Genomic DNA, 15003 nt, shown 5'->3' with positions numbered 1-15003 from the left:
GTCTTGCAGCGTCCTTTGCGTGCGGCGCGGTAATGGCTATATCAGGCGCAACGCGGCACTTTGAACGAGGACCCCATGGGCATGCTTCAGGCGGGCATCATTCCCGTCACCCCCTTCCAGCAGAACTGCACCATTCTCTTCGACAGCGAGACGAAGGAGGGCGTCGTCGTCGATCCCGGCGGCGATGTCGAGGTGATCCTCAAGACTCTGGAGGAGAACGGCATCACGGTGAAGGCGATCTGGCTGACGCATGGCCATATCGATCATGCTGGCGGCGCCAAGGAGCTGAAGGAGGCGCTCGGCATCGACATCATCGGCCCGCACAAGGACGACCTGTCGCTGTTGCAGCGGCTGGAAGCGCAGGCCTCGATGTTCGGCGTGCCGATGAAGGTGAGCAATGTGCTGCCCGACCGCTGGCTAGAGGATGGCGATACGGTATCCTTCGGCGACCACACCTTCGAAGTCTACCACACGCCCGGCCATGCGCCGGGGCACGTCATCTATTTCCACCGCGGTCAGGGCTTCGCCCATCTCGGCGACGTGCTCTTCCAGGGATCGATCGGCCGAACGGACCTGCCGGGCGGCAACCATCAGCAGCTCTTGGATTCCATCCGCGACAAGGTATTCCCGCTTGGCGACGAGGTCGGATTCCTTTGCGGGCATGGGCCGGGCGGCAAGATCGGCGAGGAGCGGCGCACGAACCCGTTCCTGCGCGGCCTGTAAACGCAAAAGAGGCGAGCGCCGCCTGGCGCCCGCCTCTCGATGTCGGCCCGGTCCGGTTTCAGCCGGCGGTGCAGAAGTGTTCGCGGCCATCATAGCCGACGAAGGTGCCGCTGTTCGGGTTGAACGAGCGATAGCGCCGTGCGCAGTAGTCGTACCAGGACTGGGTCCAGGGCTCGTAGCTCGGCACGACGACCGGCTGGCGGTAGATCACGCGCGGCTCGGGTTCCGGATAGTAGTCCGGTTCCACATAGACGCGGCGCTCTTCGTAGCGCGGCTGGTTGGCGATGGCGCCGCCGATGATGAGGCCGGTGGCAAGACCCAGCGCGCCGCCAACGACGGCATCGCGGCCATTGTCGCGGTCGCGGTTGTGGCGACGCGGCTTGCGGTATTCGTAGGTATCGCCTTCGCGCCAGTAGCCATCGCGGTTGCGGTCACGCGCTTCAACGACGCCGGCCGTTGCGGTGAGGGTCGTCGCGGCGACGGCTGCGGACAACACAAGGGTCTTGAGGAACTTGTTCATGACGTCTTTCCCTAGGCTCCGGCCCAACGCCGGCTGATGGCGAGGAAACTAGAGGAAAGAGGCTGAACCGTGGCTGAACAAAAAAACCCGGCATCTCTGCCGGGCTTCAACTGAAAATCCTGAAAGGCGCCGGTTCAGCCGGCGATCTGCAGGTTGACCGCCTTCGGGCCTTTGCCGCGGCGATCGGGTTCCGTGTCGAAGCTTACCTTCTGGTTTTCGGAAAGGCCGTTCAGGCCGGAAGCCTGCACAGCGGAAATGTGTACGAAGATATCCGCACCACCGTTGTCGGGCTTGATAAAGCCAAAGCCCTTCTCGGTGTTGAAGAATTTTACGATGCCAGTCTCGGCCATACGTCAGGTCCTTTTCTCTCTGCCCGTATATTGGCGGCGGGCAGCACATCAGTTTTGCCCCGAGGGGCGTTAGGCAGGCAGTTCTCGAGGTTGAGGAAAGGGTCCTGTTTTCACCGCAGCCAGCCAGCCAGCTAGTCTCGTGGACTGTCCAGATCTTGGCTGCCCGGAATTATTTCGCGTCTCCGGCGCGCTTTTATTCAAGGTCTTCCCGTGTTCGCAAATTGCCCGAACGGCGCAAGAGTGATGCGTTTGCGTTAAATTGGCAAGCAAAAGTTTTAGCGCGTGTTTGACGCGCCTCACTTTGGTCAAATTCCGGGCGATTGCCGAAAAAACCCGCAGGTTTTACGGGGCTTTGCAGTCTTCGTGCGATCTATATTGCGCTGCCGAAGGAAGGGGCTGTAGACGGAAGACAATCATACTTTGTTGTGCGGCGGCATGTCGGCCGGGTGGTATCAATCCGTCGTGGTCGAGCGGGAAACGCGCAGCAGCGCGCCGTTCGGATCGTCCGTCAAGAGCAGCAACGCACCGTCTGGTGCAACGATGACATCGCGGATACGGCCGAATTCGCCGTCGAACATCCGCTCCTCCGAAACGACGGCGCCGCTTTCGTCGCGCTCCAGTCGGCTGACGAGCTGATATTTGAGAGCGGCGACGATCAGGTTGCCCTCCCATTCCGGGAACATGGCGCCGTGATAGACGGCGATGGCGCCGGGTGCGATGGACGGGTCCCAATAATAGAGTGGCTGTTCATAGCCTTTCGCCGCCGAGCCGAGGTCGAATTCCGCGCCGGAATAATGGCGGCCGAAGGAGACGAGGGGCCAGCCGTAGTTGTGGCCGGGCTGCGGCACATTGATCTCGTCGCCGCCGCGTGCGCCGTGCTCGACGGTCAGCAGCGTGCCGTCCTTCGGGTCGATGACGAGGCCCTGCGGATTGCGGTGCCCCTTCGACCAGATCTCCGCCAGCCCCTCGGCGCTGCCGAGGAAAGGATTGTCGGCATGCGGGCTGCCGTCCGGGTTGATGTGCAGGATGGCGCCGGCATGGTCGCGCGGATCCTGCGCGCGCGGGCCTTCGCCCCGGTCGCCGATGCCGAAGAACAGGCTGCCGTCCTTGGCGATGGCGATGCGCGAGCCGAAATGCTGGCCGCGCGAGGTGAGGCGGTTCATCAGGAAGATGCGGGTCGTGTCCTCCAGCGCCGTGTCGTCCGCGGCAAGCCTTGCCTTGGCCACGGCCGTGCCGGAACCGCCGTCGCCGCGGGCACTGTAGGTCAGGTACAGTATGCGGCTGGTCGCAAAATCGGGGGCGAGTGCAATGTCGAGCAGGCCGCCCTGGCCGGTGGTGGAGACTTCGGGCACGCCGCGAAGGGGCGCGGAGACCTTGCCGCCGCGGATCAGGCGGAGCGTGCCGCCTTTTTCGGAAACGAGATAGGCGCCATCGGGCAGGACCTCGACGGACCACGGCTGGTTCAGCCCCGTCGCCAGCGTCTCGACGAGCAGGGCGGCTTTCTTGCTGGGGATTTCGCGGGTTTCGGCGGATGCGGGAGAGACCAGAAGCGTCGCGGTCAGGAGGAGCATCGCGGCGGCGCCCGCCAATATGCCTTTCAAGGGCCGAATATCCTGTCGCATCGCCGTCTCCTGTCTTCTGCCGTTAACTGGCCCAGAGGCGAGCGGCTTTCAAGAGCGGCGCCGGGGCGGGCGGCTCACTTTTGCGTGGGCTCGATGTGAGACGTCGTCTTTTCGATGCCGGAGGTCTTGATCGTGTCGAGCGCGACGGCGGGTGGCGACATCAGGCTGACGACCATGGCGACGCAGGCGGCGAGCGCCGTCATGGCGATCATGAACATGGCGCGGGATTCGCGTGCCTTCGGCTTCCTGCCGACCTTGTCTTCATCCAGAAACATCGTTTTCCCCTCCTGTCCTTCGCTTGCCTTGGCACCGAAAAAGCTCGCCGAAATCGGCGCGAGAACGACCGAATTGCGGCAAGGCCCGACATTTATTGTGGCGAAAAGAAGGCGGGGTAAAAAAGCTGGATTTCCAGTGCGTTCGACCGAATAGACGGCGCGCCTGCGCCGTCTTACATACCTCTGCGGCCGAACTGGCGGACCGGTCGCGCGGCTCGGTTTTCCAAGGGCGCGAAACCTGTTGCCGCAAGCGTTGCGGCAGGTGACTGTGCCGGCTCGTCGTCGCCTTCCGGGAAGGTGATGTTAAAGCTTGTGGGAGCCGTCTCCGGCCGGGCAAGCAGGTAGCCCTGCATCAGCGGCCCGCCCATGTCGCGGCACAGCGCGATCATTTCCGGTTCCTCGATGCCGCCGACAATGGCGCGTATACCTTTCGCTGCGAACTGGCCGACGACGACGCGCAACAAAGCGAGCCCGGCGGAGTTTTCCACGAAGCTGCGCAGCCAGGCGGTATCGAAGGTCACGAATTGCGGCTTCAGTCGTTCCAGGCGCTCAAGGTCGTGGTCCTCGCCGGTGTAGTTGTCGATGGCGATGGCAAAGCCGCTGTCATGCAGGCGTGCGGCGAAGGAAACCAGCGTGTCGAGATCGTCCCGCGGGTGCTCGCGGATCTCGCAGGCGATGCGCGCCGGCGGCAGGCCTGCCTCGTGCGCGGCAAGGCGCAGCCATTCCACTTCCTGGCGGATGGCCTGAGGCGTGGTGTAGAGCCCGGCCTGGAAATTGATGATGAGCGCGGCCTCGCGCCGGCCGAGCGCACCGGTATTGAGGATGTGCAGGCTGCGGCAAAGGCCGTCCACCGCCATGCGTTCGTCTTCCGGAACGCGTTCGAAGAATTCTGCCGGGGAGCAGGGCATGTCGCCCGCGCTGGCGCGGATCAATCCCTTGAGTGCGGCGATCTGCGGTCGGCCGTCCGCGCGCTCGGAAAAGATCGGTTGAAGGGCGGATTGCAGGAAGAAGGGGCCGTAGGCTGCGCCGAAGGCGCCGCCCGGCTGCCGGACGAGATTGGAGAAGATGCTTCTTTCGCTCATGCAGCGCACCATCCGCTGGAACGTCCCGACGGCGCGATTATAGAGAGCACCCGTTAATGCCGGTTTAATCCTTCGCGTAAAAATCTTCGATGTTGCAGCTTGCCTCAACCAATTGGTGTGGCTCGTTTTTGCAAGGGCGGCGATCCATTCCGTTCGCTGATGGGGCTCATGAATTTTTTCGGTATAGCCTGCATTTCCCGCTTTTTTCGTCCTTCGCGCTTGCAAGACCCGCCCACATTCGACATAGACCTAACCGCTATGGAGCCCGGCGCTCCGGGTCCATGGCGTCAAGCCGTCTTTGAACCCGATGAGGACATCTCCATCATGGCCTTTCTTGCCGACGCCCTTTCCCGTGTGAAGCCTTCCGCCACCATCGCCGTTTCCCAGAAAGCGCGTGAACTGAAAGCGAAAGGCCGTGACGTCATCGGGCTTGGTGCTGGCGAACCGGATTTCGACACGCCTGACAATATCAAGAAAGCCGCCATCGACGCGATCAACCGCGGCGAGACGAAGTACACGCCCGTTGCCGGTATCCCGGAACTGCGCGAAGCGATCGTCAAGAAATTCAAGCGTGAGAACGGCCTCGACTACACCGCCGCGCAGACGATCGTCGGCACGGGCGGAAAGCAGATTCTTTTCAACGCCTTCATGGCGACGATGAATCCGGGCGATGAAGTCGTTATCCCGACACCTTACTGGGTGTCCTATCCGGAAATGGTGTCGCTGTGCGGCGGCACGCCGGTCTTCGTCGCGACGACGCAGGAAAACAAGTTCAAGCTGAAGGCGGAAGACCTGGAGAAGGCGATCACGCCGAAGACCAAGTGGTTCATCTTCAACTCCCCGTCCAACCCGTCCGGCGCCGCCTACAGCCATGACGAGCTGAAGGCGCTGACGGACGTCCTGATGCGCCACCCGCATGTCTGGGTGCTGACGGACGACATGTACGAGCACCTGACCTATGGCGACTTCAAGTTCGCGACGCCGGTCGAGGTCGAGCCCGGCCTCTACGATCGCACGCTGACGATGAACGGCGTTTCCAAGGCCTATGCGATGACCGGCTGGCGTATCGGCTATGCGGCCGGCCCGCTCGCCCTCATCAAGGCGATGGACATGATCCAGGGCCAGCAGACCTCGGGCGCCTGCTCGGTCGCCCAGTGGGCCGCCGTCGAGGCGCTGAACGGCACGCAGGACTTCATTCCGGAAAACAAGAAGATCTTCGAAGGCCGCCGCGACCTCGTCGTCTCCATGCTCAACCAGGCCAGGGGCATCGAGTGCCCGTCGCCGGAAGGCGCTTTCTATGTCTATCCGTCCTGCAAGGGGCTGATCGGCAAGACCGCGCCGTCGGGCAAGGTCATCGAGACGGACGAGGACTTCGTTTCGGAACTGCTGGAATCAGAAGGCGTCGCCGTCGTGCATGGCTCGGCCTTCGGCCTCGGCCCGAACTTCCGCATCTCCTATGCAACGTCCGAGGCCCAGCTCGAGGAAGCCTGCAAGCGCATCCAGCGCTTCTGCGCAGCCTGCAAGTAACACGGCTCTTTGCAATGTGATGCAAAACCCGCCGGCGACGGCGGGTTTTTTGTTGCCGCCCCCATGAAATTTCCACTCTCGGTGCCGATATTGGGGAAAAGCGAATCCCGGAGCAGGACCATGAACATGAAGTCATTCGCCGTTGCCGCCCTGGCGACCCTTGCCGTTGCCGCGCCCGCCATGGCCGCGGACGGTTACAAGAATGGCGACGAGCGGGCGCCGCGCGGCAGCATCGTCGTCAGCGAGCGGGCGCAATACATGTCGTTCTACGATTATTTCTTCAACAATCCGGGCAAGTCCCGCACCCTGCGCTATGATCCCGGCGAGTACTACAAAGGCCTGACCCGCGAATACGACCGGCCGTAACGGGCCTTTCCCGGTTCGGGGGGCTGCAGCCGGAGGAGCGAGCCAACAGCCTGTGCCGTGAACCGGATTGTTCCGGGAATGTCCTTGCGCCTATCGCCATGTAAAAGAAAACGCCCGCGGGGAGGAGACCGCGGGCGTTTCTGTCCTCCCTCGGGGAGGAGGCATCGGAGCGCTGGATTGCGCAACGCTCCGATGCAAGGGTGTCACGCGACGTTGTCGAGGGACGGATAGTCCGTGTAGCCCTTGGCGCCGCCGCCGTAGAAGGTGCCCTGGTCCGGGGCATTCAGCGCGGCCTCGTCCTTCAGCCGCTCGACGAGGTCCGGGTTGGCGATGAACAGCTTGCCGAAGGCGACGAGGTCGGCCTTGCCGCTTTCGACGGCATCGATGGCGAGTTCGCGGTTGTAGCCGTTGTTGACCATCCAGGCCGCCTTGCCGCCGGCGGCCTTGTAGGCGGCGCGCAGTGCCGCGTAATCGAAGGGCGTGTCGCCCTGCTGGTGGTCACGCGAGCCGCCCGTCGCGCCTTCGATGATATGGATGTAGGCCAGATCATACTTGGCGAGACCTTCGACCACATAGGTGAAGAGCGGCTGCGGGTCCGGGTCGAAGGCGTCGTTGGCGGGGGTCACCGGCGAGATGCGGATCGCGGTGCGACCGGCGCCGATCTCCTTGGTGATCGTATCGACGACCTCGAAAAGCAGGCGCGCGCGGTTTTCGATCGAGCCGCCATACTCGTCCGTGCGGGCGTTGCTGCCCGAGCGCAGGAACTGGTCGATCAGGTACCCGTTGGCGGCGTGGATCTCGACGCCGTCGAAGCCGGCATCGATCGCGGCACGGGCGGCGCGGCGGTAGTCCTCGACGATGCCGGGAAGCTCGGCCTTCTCCAGCGCGCGGGGCTCTGAGGTTTCGGCGAAACTCCCGCTGCCGTCGGCATTGATGAGGTAGGTCTTCGACTTGGCACGGATCGCCGAAGGGGCAACCGGCTTGCCGCCGTTCGGCTGGAGCGTGTCATGGGAGATGCGGCCGACATGCCACATCTGCACGACGATCTTGCCGCCCGCCTTGTGCACGCCGTCGGTGACCTGCTTCCAGCCGTCCAGCGCCTCGGCCTTGTAGAGGCCCGGCACGTCGGCGTAGCCCTGGCCCTGGTGGCTGATGGCGGTCGCTTCGGTGATCAGCAGGCCGGCGCTGGCGCGCTGCTCGTAATAGGCGGCGTTCAGCGTGTTCGGCACAGCGCCCGGCGAACGGTTGCGCGTCAGCGGCGCCATGACGATGCGGTTGGCAAGCTGGATGTCACCGATCTTGAGAGGGTCGAAGAGCGAAGTCATGGGTAGTCCTTCTTCTGGCTTGGGGGAGGGCAGATGCTCAAAGCGAGCCGTTGATGTGGTGGAGAAAGGCCGCGATCTTGTCTTCGTCGCGTTTGAAGAACACCCATTGGCCGACCTTGCGCGTCGTCACGAGGCCGGCGCGCTGCAGGGTGGCAAGATGGGCGGAGACGGTGGACTGCGAAAGGTCGCAGCGCCTTTCGATCTGGCCGGCGCAGACGCCAAACTCCAGCGGATGCTCCTGGCCGGAAAAATGGGTCTGCGGCTCCTTCAGCCAGGCAAGGATCTCCAGCCGCTTGGGATGCGCGAGAGCCTTGAGGATTTCGTCGGTGTCGAGCGGGGTCATATCTATCGTAGTCCAGCGATGTCTATATCGAGTATATTCGATATTGGGTTCGCGAATGTTCGATACAAGAGGCCACGGCAAAAAAAGAGGGCCGCAAGCGAAGCTTGGGCCCTGCAGGTGTGAAGGTATAAAACCTCCAGAGGGGAACAGCCAACGCGCGGCACTGGGAGGAGAAAGACCGCAAGTGCGTTGGCTAAGCTGAATATGGGGGAGGGACCGGGGTTCTTCAAGAGAAGCACATCCCAAGTTTTTCACAAGGGTTGAAAATCTGTTTCGCCTGCCCGAAGGCAAGAGAGAAGGCTGCAAGGTCAGGTGGAAAGCGCAGCGCTTTGCGGGCAATAAAAGCCCAAAACGAAACAGATGTTTCCCGGGTGCCGCCGCACGGAATGCCGACGGCGCAGCACGCCTTGCTTGAATATGTGGTGATCGCTTGGCGGGACAGGACGGCAGGCGTGCCGAAATACCGCAAGGCGCCGCGCTGTTCTTGCGGGGCGCCAGCCAAAGGCGCGGGTGATTTCTCATCCCTGGTGCCGAAGCGCGCCTGGAGAAAACTGTCACCCGGCGCCGGGATATCCGGCGCCGGGTGATGGGAAGCCTCAGCCTGCGCTGAACCGGTTCCAGCGATCCGGATGTTGAGCCTTGAAGTCCGAGACGAGATCGATGCAGCCGGGCTCGTTCAGCACGGTGAGTTCGACGTCCTGTGTCGCAAGCCAGTCGCACGCGCCCGGATAATGGTGTGCTTCACCAACCACGATCCGGGAGACGCCGGCCACGATCGCCGCTCCGGCGCACATCGGGCAGGGCGCCTCGGTGGCAACGAGCGTCGCATTGTCCAGCGGGCCGTCATGGCCGGCGAGAAAGCTCTCCAGGCAGACCATTTCCGCGTGAGCCAGGAACCTGCGGTCCTGGATCTGTCGGTTGTGGCCCCTTGCAACGATCTGTCCGTCGACGACCAGGACCGAACCGAAGGGCATACCGCCGGAAGCGACACCGTCGCGCGCCTCCGCAAGGGCCGCCTCCATCCACAGTCGATGGGTGGAATGGGGATCGTCGCTCACGCCGTCCGCTCCTTCCGGCCGGAGAAGGCATAGTGGAGAATGCCGCCGGCAAAGGCACCGAAGAACCAGGAGTAGGCGGCCACGCTCGCGAAGAGGGCGAGCTGGGAGATCGAGAGGGCGAAGATGCCGGCGAGCACCAGGGCAAGGATGGCATTCGGATTGAAGCCGTTCCGGTACCAGTACTTGCCGCGTGGATCTTCCGTATAGAGGCTGTCCAGGTCGATGGATTGTTTGCGGATGATGAAGTAGTCGCAGATGATGATGCCGAAGATCGGGCCGATAAACGCGCCGAGCGTGCCGAGCGTGTACTGCACCATGACCGCGTTGGCGTAGAGCTTCCACGGCATGACCATGACGGAGATGAGTGAGGCGAGAACGCCTGCACGCCGGAAGGTCAGGTATTTCGGTGCAAGGTTCGTCAGGTCCATGGCGGCCGAGACGAAGTTCGCCACGATGTTTGTCGCGATGGTTGCGGTCATGAAGGTGAGGGCGCCGAGCACGATCGCGGTCACGCTGTCGAGCCGGGCGACCAGGTGAACGGGGTCGGTGATGAGCTCGCCGAAAACCTTCAGCGCGCCTGATGTCGTGACGACGGTGACGAGGGCGAAGAGGGCAAAATTGATCGGCAGGCCGAGGAAGTTGGCGCGGTTCATCGCCTCGCGCGATTTCATGAAGCGCGAGAAATCGGCAAAGTTCAGCGTGGTGCCGGCAAACCAGGCAACCGTCAGGGCGACGGCGGTCAGCCAGGCCGAGAGAGCATCCCCACCGCTCAGGCTCTCCGAGCCGAGATTGAAGTCGATATGTTCCAGTCCGCCTGCCTTCCAGACGACCCAGCCGGCCATGGCGAACATCACGAGGTAGATCGCGGGGCCGGCCCAGTCCGTGAACTTACGGATGGCTTCCCAGCCGTAGTAGAAGACGGCGAGCTGCGAGAACCACATGACGAGGAAGCAGATCCATCCCAGCGTGGTCATTCCGAGAATGGAATCGTTGTTGAGCACGGCGGCACCGGGGGCCAGCCGCAGCGTGACCACGACCAGCGCGGTCGATGCAACCCAGGTCTGGATGCCGTACCAGCATGTCGCTGTCGATGCCTTGATCATGCTCGGTATGTTGGCGCCGAAGACGCCGAATGCGGGGCGGCAGAATGCTGCAAAGGCGATGCCGTATTTCTGGCCGGCGCGGCCGGCGAGGTTGGTAAAGACGTAGATCAGCAGGATGCCGGTGATGAGCGCCGCGAAAACCTGAAAGCCACCAAGGCCAAGGGTGAAGAGGCTTGCTGCAAATACATACCCTGCCACACTATGGACGTTCGACATCCACATTGCGGATAGATTGTATACACCCCATGTCTGCTCTTTTATTGGGGCGATGTCTTCATTGAATAGATTATCGCTGACCGGCAAGGGCGAAGACCCCAAGCGATGTGTTGAAGATGATGGTGTAGAATCCACGATTGTCTCCTCCGGACTCATTTTACCCTCCGGAATTCTGATTAATCCGGTTGGGATTTGTCGTATATTCGCCAAAGTCTGCCATTTAATCTGGAAATACATGAGGATATTCCAGGAATATACGGAAAAAAACCATTGGCGGCGCCAGCTCCTTTGGCGCCGCTTCCATGTCTAGCATTGCTTTCATTGCGGGTGATGGAAAGTTTTCCAACGAAAAGGGAAAACATGATTGCAATAATCGCACACAATCAGAATCAAGATTGCATGCTATTTTTAAGCGCGCAGCCAGCGCAATTACCGGCGCCGGTAGGGGCAGCGAGATTTTGTAATCGTCGGAATGTCGGGAGGGCTCAGGGGCCCTTTGACGGCTTGGGCGGGCCTGCTCTGCTCGATACGATTGCTTCGAGCCGTCGGGTCACTGGCGTCTGTGCATGGAGACGCGTGCGGTCCTGCCCGGAACAGCGGGCTGTCTCTTATCGGAAGGCAAAAAAAGAGGGCCGCAAGATCAACTTGGGCCCTTTATAGTTTTGAAGGTAATAAAACCTCCAGAGGGGAACAGCTGGTGCGGTGGCACTGGGAGGAAAAAGCCACCAAAGTGCATCAGCTGCGTGCGATATGATGGTTTTGTGGGCATACATCAATCATTTAATGTGCATGCCAGCCATGCAGGTGGCGCAGGCCTTGCAAATCCGTTCGCTCAGAAGTTCCAGTTGCGTGCCTTCGCGACGATGAAATCCCTGAAAACCTTGAGCTTTGCGGAGTTCTTCATCTCGCTCGGATAGCAGAAGTAAGTGTCGAAGGACGGGATGTCGGCGCTGACCGGCAACTGTATGAGGCCCGGATCGCGCCCGACAATATAGTCCGGCAGCATCGCGACCCCGATGCCGAGCAGGCAGGCGCGCTTGATCGAGGTCTGGCTGTTGATCTGCAGGATGGACGGGCGGGGATTGTCGGAATCGCGGCCGGCGATCTCCAGCCAGTTGACGTCGAGCAGGTAGCTGGGCGCGGGCTCGCCGAAGGTGATGATCTTGTGGTTGTCGAGATCGTCGATCGACTGCGGTTCGCCATAGCGGTTGATGTAGGAAGGAGCGGCGTAGATGTGCATGTGCACGGTGAAGAGCCGGCGCCGGATGAGGTCGGACTGCTGCGGTTCGCGAAGGCGGATGGCGCAGTCGGCATGGCGCATGTTCACGTCCAGCTCCTCATTGTCGAGGATGAGCTGCACCTGCATGTCGGGATAAAGCGCGAGGAACTCCTGCACCTTGTCGGTCAGCCATCCCTGGCCGAGGCCGACCGTGGTGGTGATGCGCAGCTTGCCGCTTGGCTTTTCCGTGTTTTCCGTCAGCTGTACGCGCACGCTTTCGAGCTTCATCAGCACGTCGTGCGCGGTGCGATAGAGGATCTCGCCCTGCTCGGTGAGGATAAGGCCGCGGGCGTGGCGGTGGAAGAGCTTGATGCCGACATCCTGCTCCAGCGCGCTCACCTGACGGCTGATGGCCGATTGAGAAAGGTGCAGCTTGTCTGCGGCGTGCGTAAACGAGCCGGCCTCGGCCGCGGCGTGGAAAATCCGCAGCTTGTCCCAATCGAGTGGCATTCTATCCCCCATATGTCTTTGTGGCGGGGAGCGCGTGCTTCCCGCCCGGTCGCTGATTCAACTGTTCCCACGCGGGCGGTCGGGTTATCCCGCCGCCCTTTGTTGGCGGCTTCTACTCGGCCGCAATTGCGACAGGCATATGACCTGCAAGGTATTTTTCGGTTTCGAGGGCTGCCATGCAACCCATGCCGGCAGCCGTAACCGCCTGGCGATAGATGTCGTCGGTGACGTCGCCTGCGGCAAAAACGCCCGGCACGTCCGTCGCCGTGGAATCGGACGCCGTCCACAGATAGCCGTTCGGCTTCTGGCGCAGCTTGCCCTTGAAGAGCTCGACCGCCGGCGCGTGGCCGATCGCCACGAACACGCCGTCCGTCACCATGTCGCGCGTTTCGCCGGTCTTGACGTTGCGCAGCTTCACGCCGTTGACGGAAGCGGGCATCGGCGGCTTCGGATCGGCGCCGAGATATTCGACGACCTCGTGGTCCCAGACGATCTTGACGTTCTCCTTGGCGAACAGCCGCTCCTGGAGAATCTTTTCCGCGCGGAAACTGTCGCGGCGGTGCACGACCGTCACGGTCTTGGCGAGGTTGGAGAGATAGAGCGCTTCCTCCACGGCCGAATTGCCGCCGCCGACCACGATGACGTCCTTGTTGCGATAGAAGAACCCGTCGCAGGTGGCGCAGGCCGAGACGCCGAAACCCATGAACTTGTGTTCGGTATCGATGCCGAGCCACTTGGCCTTGGCGCCCGTTGCGATGATCAGCGCGTCGGCGGTCCATTCGGTACCGCTGTCGGTGGAGATGCGGAAGGGGCGCACGTCGAGATCGACGTTCGTGACGAGGTCGTTGACGATCTCGGCGCCGACATGCTGGGCCTGCTTGAGCATCTGCTCCATCATCCACGGACCCTGTACCGGATCGGCATAACCCGGATAGTTTTCCACATCCGTGGTGATCATCAGCTGGCCACCCTGTTCCATGCCGGCGATCAGCACCGGCTCCAGCATGGCGCGGGCGGTATAGATGGCGGCGGTGTAGCCGGCGGGGCCGGAGCCGATGATCAGTACCTTGACGTGGCGGGTGGACATGGTCGTTCCTTCCGGGGTTTTAACCCCAATGGGCCATTCCCCGCGCGAATGGCGCGCTCGGGTCCGGCCGGCGTGTCGTTGTTCGACCTTCATTTATGAAGGGAGCGCCATGAGTTTCAAGAGCATGCGGGGCTTTGCCAACAGACAAGCGAAGGCGCGTGACATATTTGTGCCGTTTGCGGTAACAATGTTGCGCTGATACGGCGATTCGGATCACTTCCGGTCGCCTCCCTGAAAGGTTTCAATAATTCCCATGTTTCGTGCAGAACTCGACGCCATCGACATCCGTATCCTGAAGGAGCTTCAGGCCGATGGCCGGATGACCAATGTGGAGCTTGCCGCCCGTGCCGGCATCTCCGCGCCGCCCTGTCTACGCCGCGTGCGCAAGCTGGAGGAGGCGGGCATCATCGAGGGTTACACTGCGATGCTGAATGCTCCCGCGCTCGGTTATGATCTTGTCGCCTTCTGCATGGTCGGGCTCAGGCACCAGTCGGAGGCGAATCTCAAGGCCTTTGCGGCCGCCACCGGCGAATGGCCGATGGTACGCCAGGCCTGGATGGTCTCCGGCGACAGCGATTTCCTTCTGCACTGCGTTGCCGAAAACCTCACGCGCTTCCAGGACTTCGTCATCGAGGAACTGACCGCCAATGCGCAGGTCGATACCGTGCGCACCATGCTGACGATCCGCCAGGTCAAGAAGGTCGGGTTGGTCGAGCTTTAGACAGTCTCCACCGTTTCAGGATCTCTTCCGCCAGCCCCGATGTCGAATTGACCGGGTTGCCACGGCCGTGGGCGGGCGCCTCCGGAAACCGGCCGATGACGGTTTCCTGCGACAACGCGGCGATCAGGCTGTCGATCTTCGGATGGCCGCCGGACGGGTATAAGAGTTGTACGGGCACGCCGAGCGCGGCTGCTTCCCCGATCATGTTGGTCGAATCGGCCGTGACGACGATCTCGTCGGCCCAGGCGAGATAGGCGAGCAGCGGGTTTTTCCCCGTTCCGTCCCAGAGATGCACGCCGGGGCGATTGCCGAGTCCCGCCAAGGCCTTGGCGAGCGGGGCTGGCGTGCGACGCGAAGTGGTTATCATCAGTCCACAGCCGTCTTCCAGTTTTGCATGAAGGCCACGAAGGAAGCGGTTGATATCGGCGTCGGTGAAACGATGATGCCGGCCGTTGCCGCCGACGAGCACCGCGATCCGTGGCACGGGCAGGGGGGCGAGGATGTCCGCAAAGGCGGCATGCGCCTCTGCCAGCCGCTCCGGCAGAAGCCTGTTGGGGGCGGTGGTGACCACGAGGATATTGCTGCCGCGCGGCGCGTCGTGCCGCTGCACGATGAGCAGGTCCGCGCCATGCCGCCGGGTCCGGGGATCCTTGAAGAGCACACAGAAGGTCGAAGGAGAAAGCGCCTTCAGCCGGCGCAGATAGGGCACCGCCCGCCGGCCCGTGGCAAGGCAGATATCCGGAAAGGGCGGAGCGAGCGGCGAGCCGGCCTTGGCCGGTGCATCCTTCGGGTCGATCGGTCCCCAGGGCATCAGCCAGGTATAGGCACGCCGCGGTGCCACCCGCCGCAGGAGAGGTTCCGTCTCCATGGCCTCAGCGAGGCCGATCAGCGGCTGTTCGTCGCCGGCCTTGCCGTCCGTCAGGACCCAGACGACGGGAGGGGCGCTCTTCGCCATG

At 62.3% G+C, this 15003-nt stretch carries 17 protein-coding genes; 4 read left to right on the top strand and 13 right to left on the bottom strand.

What is annotated here, in order from left to right; genetic code table 11:
* Positions 1-81: 81 nt before the first annotated feature.
* Positions 82-723: an MBL fold metallo-hydrolase gene (locus K0P03_RS12905; RefSeq protein WP_023515604.1), complete on the top strand. Its 642-nt coding sequence runs from the start codon at positions 82-84 to the stop codon at positions 721-723.
* A gap of 58 nt (positions 724-781) precedes the next feature.
* Here K0P03_RS12905 and K0P03_RS12900 read toward each other — a convergent pair whose 3' ends face one another.
* The 5 genes from K0P03_RS12900 to K0P03_RS12880 form a co-directional block, all read right to left on the bottom strand.
* On the bottom strand, positions 782-1243 hold the full coding sequence (locus K0P03_RS12900; RefSeq protein WP_023515605.1) for a BA14K family protein: 462 nt from the start codon (positions 1241-1243) through the stop codon (positions 782-784).
* 134 nt (positions 1244-1377) lie between these two features.
* Positions 1378-1593 carry a cold-shock protein gene (locus tag K0P03_RS12895; protein ID WP_023515606.1) on the bottom strand — a complete coding sequence of 72 codons (216 nt, stop codon included), beginning with the start codon at positions 1591-1593 and terminating at the stop codon, positions 1378-1380.
* A gap of 452 nt (positions 1594-2045) precedes the next feature.
* The gene (locus K0P03_RS12890) at positions 2046-3215 is read right to left on the bottom strand and encodes a PQQ-dependent sugar dehydrogenase (RefSeq protein ID WP_024271247.1); all 1170 of its coding nucleotides are present in this window, start codon (positions 3213-3215) and stop codon (positions 2046-2048) included.
* 74 nt (positions 3216-3289) lie between these two features.
* Positions 3290-3490 carry a hypothetical protein gene (locus K0P03_RS12885; RefSeq protein WP_023517239.1) on the bottom strand — a complete coding sequence of 67 codons (201 nt, stop codon included), beginning with the start codon at positions 3488-3490 and terminating at the stop codon, positions 3290-3292.
* Between the two features lie 173 nt (positions 3491-3663).
* Positions 3664-4572: an EAL domain-containing protein gene (locus tag K0P03_RS12880; RefSeq protein ID WP_272789801.1), complete on the bottom strand. Its 909-nt coding sequence runs from the start codon at positions 4570-4572 to the stop codon at positions 3664-3666.
* A 324-nt stretch (positions 4573-4896) separates the two neighbouring features.
* Between K0P03_RS12880 and K0P03_RS12875 the strand changes: the two genes are divergently transcribed.
* Both K0P03_RS12875 and K0P03_RS12870 read left to right on the top strand, forming a co-directional pair.
* Positions 4897-6099 (top strand): pyridoxal phosphate-dependent aminotransferase, encoded by a 1203-nt coding sequence (locus K0P03_RS12875; protein WP_272789800.1) that lies wholly within the window; start codon positions 4897-4899, stop codon positions 6097-6099.
* 120 nt (positions 6100-6219) lie between these two features.
* The gene (locus tag K0P03_RS12870) at positions 6220-6465 is read left to right on the top strand and encodes a hypothetical protein (protein ID WP_272789799.1); all 246 of its coding nucleotides are present in this window, start codon (positions 6220-6222) and stop codon (positions 6463-6465) included.
* A 203-nt stretch (positions 6466-6668) separates the two neighbouring features.
* Here K0P03_RS12870 and K0P03_RS12865 read toward each other — a convergent pair whose 3' ends face one another.
* The 7 genes from K0P03_RS12865 to trxB form a co-directional block, all read right to left on the bottom strand.
* Positions 6669-7790 carry an alkene reductase gene (locus K0P03_RS12865; protein WP_272789798.1) on the bottom strand — a complete coding sequence of 374 codons (1122 nt, stop codon included), beginning with the start codon at positions 7788-7790 and terminating at the stop codon, positions 6669-6671.
* 37 nt (positions 7791-7827) lie between these two features.
* The gene (locus K0P03_RS12860) at positions 7828-8133 is read right to left on the bottom strand and encodes an ArsR/SmtB family transcription factor (RefSeq protein ID WP_130517378.1); all 306 of its coding nucleotides are present in this window, start codon (positions 8131-8133) and stop codon (positions 7828-7830) included.
* A gap of 226 nt (positions 8134-8359) precedes the next feature.
* Positions 8360-8635, bottom strand: coding sequence for a hypothetical protein (locus tag K0P03_RS12855; RefSeq protein ID WP_272789797.1), 276 nt, complete (start codon positions 8633-8635; stop codon positions 8360-8362).
* Between the two features lie 94 nt (positions 8636-8729).
* On the bottom strand, positions 8730-9191 hold the full coding sequence (locus tag K0P03_RS12850) for a nucleoside deaminase (protein ID WP_272789796.1): 462 nt from the start codon (positions 9189-9191) through the stop codon (positions 8730-8732).
* Entirely contained in the window at positions 9188-10666 is a 1479-nt protein-coding gene (locus K0P03_RS12845; RefSeq protein WP_272789795.1) for an NCS1 family nucleobase:cation symporter-1, read from the bottom strand. The genes K0P03_RS12850 and K0P03_RS12845 overlap by 4 nt, the downstream gene beginning before the upstream one ends.
* A 676-nt stretch (positions 10667-11342) precedes the next feature.
* Entirely contained in the window at positions 11343-12239 is an 897-nt protein-coding gene (locus K0P03_RS12840) for a LysR family transcriptional regulator VtlR (protein ID WP_023515043.1), read from the bottom strand.
* A 112-nt stretch (positions 12240-12351) separates the two neighbouring features.
* Positions 12352-13326: a thioredoxin-disulfide reductase gene (gene trxB / locus K0P03_RS12835; RefSeq protein WP_023515044.1), complete on the bottom strand. Its 975-nt coding sequence runs from the start codon at positions 13324-13326 to the stop codon at positions 12352-12354.
* Between the two features lie 253 nt (positions 13327-13579).
* Here trxB and K0P03_RS12830 point away from each other — a divergent pair, with 253 nt between their 5' ends.
* Positions 13580-14047: an Lrp/AsnC family transcriptional regulator gene (locus K0P03_RS12830; protein WP_272789794.1), complete on the top strand. Its 468-nt coding sequence runs from the start codon at positions 13580-13582 to the stop codon at positions 14045-14047.
* Here the strand turns inward: K0P03_RS12830 and K0P03_RS12825 are convergent.
* Positions 14019-15002, bottom strand: a complete 984-nt coding sequence (locus tag K0P03_RS12825; RefSeq protein WP_272789793.1) for a mitochondrial fission ELM1 family protein — start codon at positions 15000-15002, stop codon at positions 14019-14021. The genes K0P03_RS12830 and K0P03_RS12825 overlap by 29 nt on opposite strands.
* Position 15003: the final 1 nt, after the last annotated feature.

This window comes from Shinella sp. HY16 (assembly GCF_028534175.1).
Lineage (GTDB): Bacteria > Pseudomonadota > Alphaproteobacteria > Rhizobiales > Rhizobiaceae > Shinella.
This window is presented reverse-complemented; position numbering and strand designations above follow the sequence as displayed.

What these genes read in the sequence shown, in the direction of transcription:
- K0P03_RS12840 (WP_023515043.1), bottom strand. Translation starts at nt 12,239, where the DNA reads ATGCCACTCGATTGGGACAAGCTGCGGATTTTCCACGCCGCGGCCGAG.
- K0P03_RS12875 (WP_272789800.1), top strand. Translation starts at nt 4,897, where the DNA reads ATGGCCTTTCTTGCCGACGCCCTTTCCCGTGTGAAGCCTTCCGCCACC.
- K0P03_RS12900 (WP_023515605.1), bottom strand. Translation starts at nt 1,243, where the DNA reads ATGAACAAGTTCCTCAAGACCCTTGTGTTGTCCGCAGCCGTCGCCGCG.
- K0P03_RS12895 (WP_023515606.1), bottom strand. Translation starts at nt 1,593, where the DNA reads ATGGCCGAGACTGGCATCGTAAAATTCTTCAACACCGAGAAGGGCTTT.
- K0P03_RS12870 (WP_272789799.1), top strand. Translation starts at nt 6,220, where the DNA reads ATGAACATGAAGTCATTCGCCGTTGCCGCCCTGGCGACCCTTGCCGTT.
- K0P03_RS12865 (WP_272789798.1), bottom strand. Translation starts at nt 7,790, where the DNA reads ATGACTTCGCTCTTCGACCCTCTCAAGATCGGTGACATCCAGCTTGCC.
- K0P03_RS12885 (WP_023517239.1), bottom strand. Translation starts at nt 3,490, where the DNA reads ATGTTTCTGGATGAAGACAAGGTCGGCAGGAAGCCGAAGGCACGCGAA.
- K0P03_RS12860 (WP_130517378.1), bottom strand. Translation starts at nt 8,133, where the DNA reads ATGACCCCGCTCGACACCGACGAAATCCTCAAGGCTCTCGCGCATCCC.
- K0P03_RS12880 (WP_272789801.1), bottom strand. Translation starts at nt 4,572, where the DNA reads ATGAGCGAAAGAAGCATCTTCTCCAATCTCGTCCGGCAGCCGGGCGGC.
- K0P03_RS12890 (WP_024271247.1), bottom strand. Translation starts at nt 3,215, where the DNA reads ATGCGACAGGATATTCGGCCCTTGAAAGGCATATTGGCGGGCGCCGCC.
- K0P03_RS12830 (WP_272789794.1), top strand. Translation starts at nt 13,580, where the DNA reads ATGTTTCGTGCAGAACTCGACGCCATCGACATCCGTATCCTGAAGGAG.
- K0P03_RS12905 (WP_023515604.1), top strand. Translation starts at nt 82, where the DNA reads ATGCTTCAGGCGGGCATCATTCCCGTCACCCCCTTCCAGCAGAACTGC.
- K0P03_RS12845 (WP_272789795.1), bottom strand. Translation starts at nt 10,666, where the DNA reads ATGAGTCCGGAGGAGACAATCGTGGATTCTACACCATCATCTTCAACA.
- K0P03_RS12825 (WP_272789793.1), bottom strand. Translation starts at nt 15,002, where the DNA reads ATGGCGAAGAGCGCCCCTCCCGTCGTCTGGGTCCTGACGGACGGCAAG.
- trxB (WP_023515044.1), bottom strand. Translation starts at nt 13,326, where the DNA reads ATGTCCACCCGCCACGTCAAGGTACTGATCATCGGCTCCGGCCCCGCC.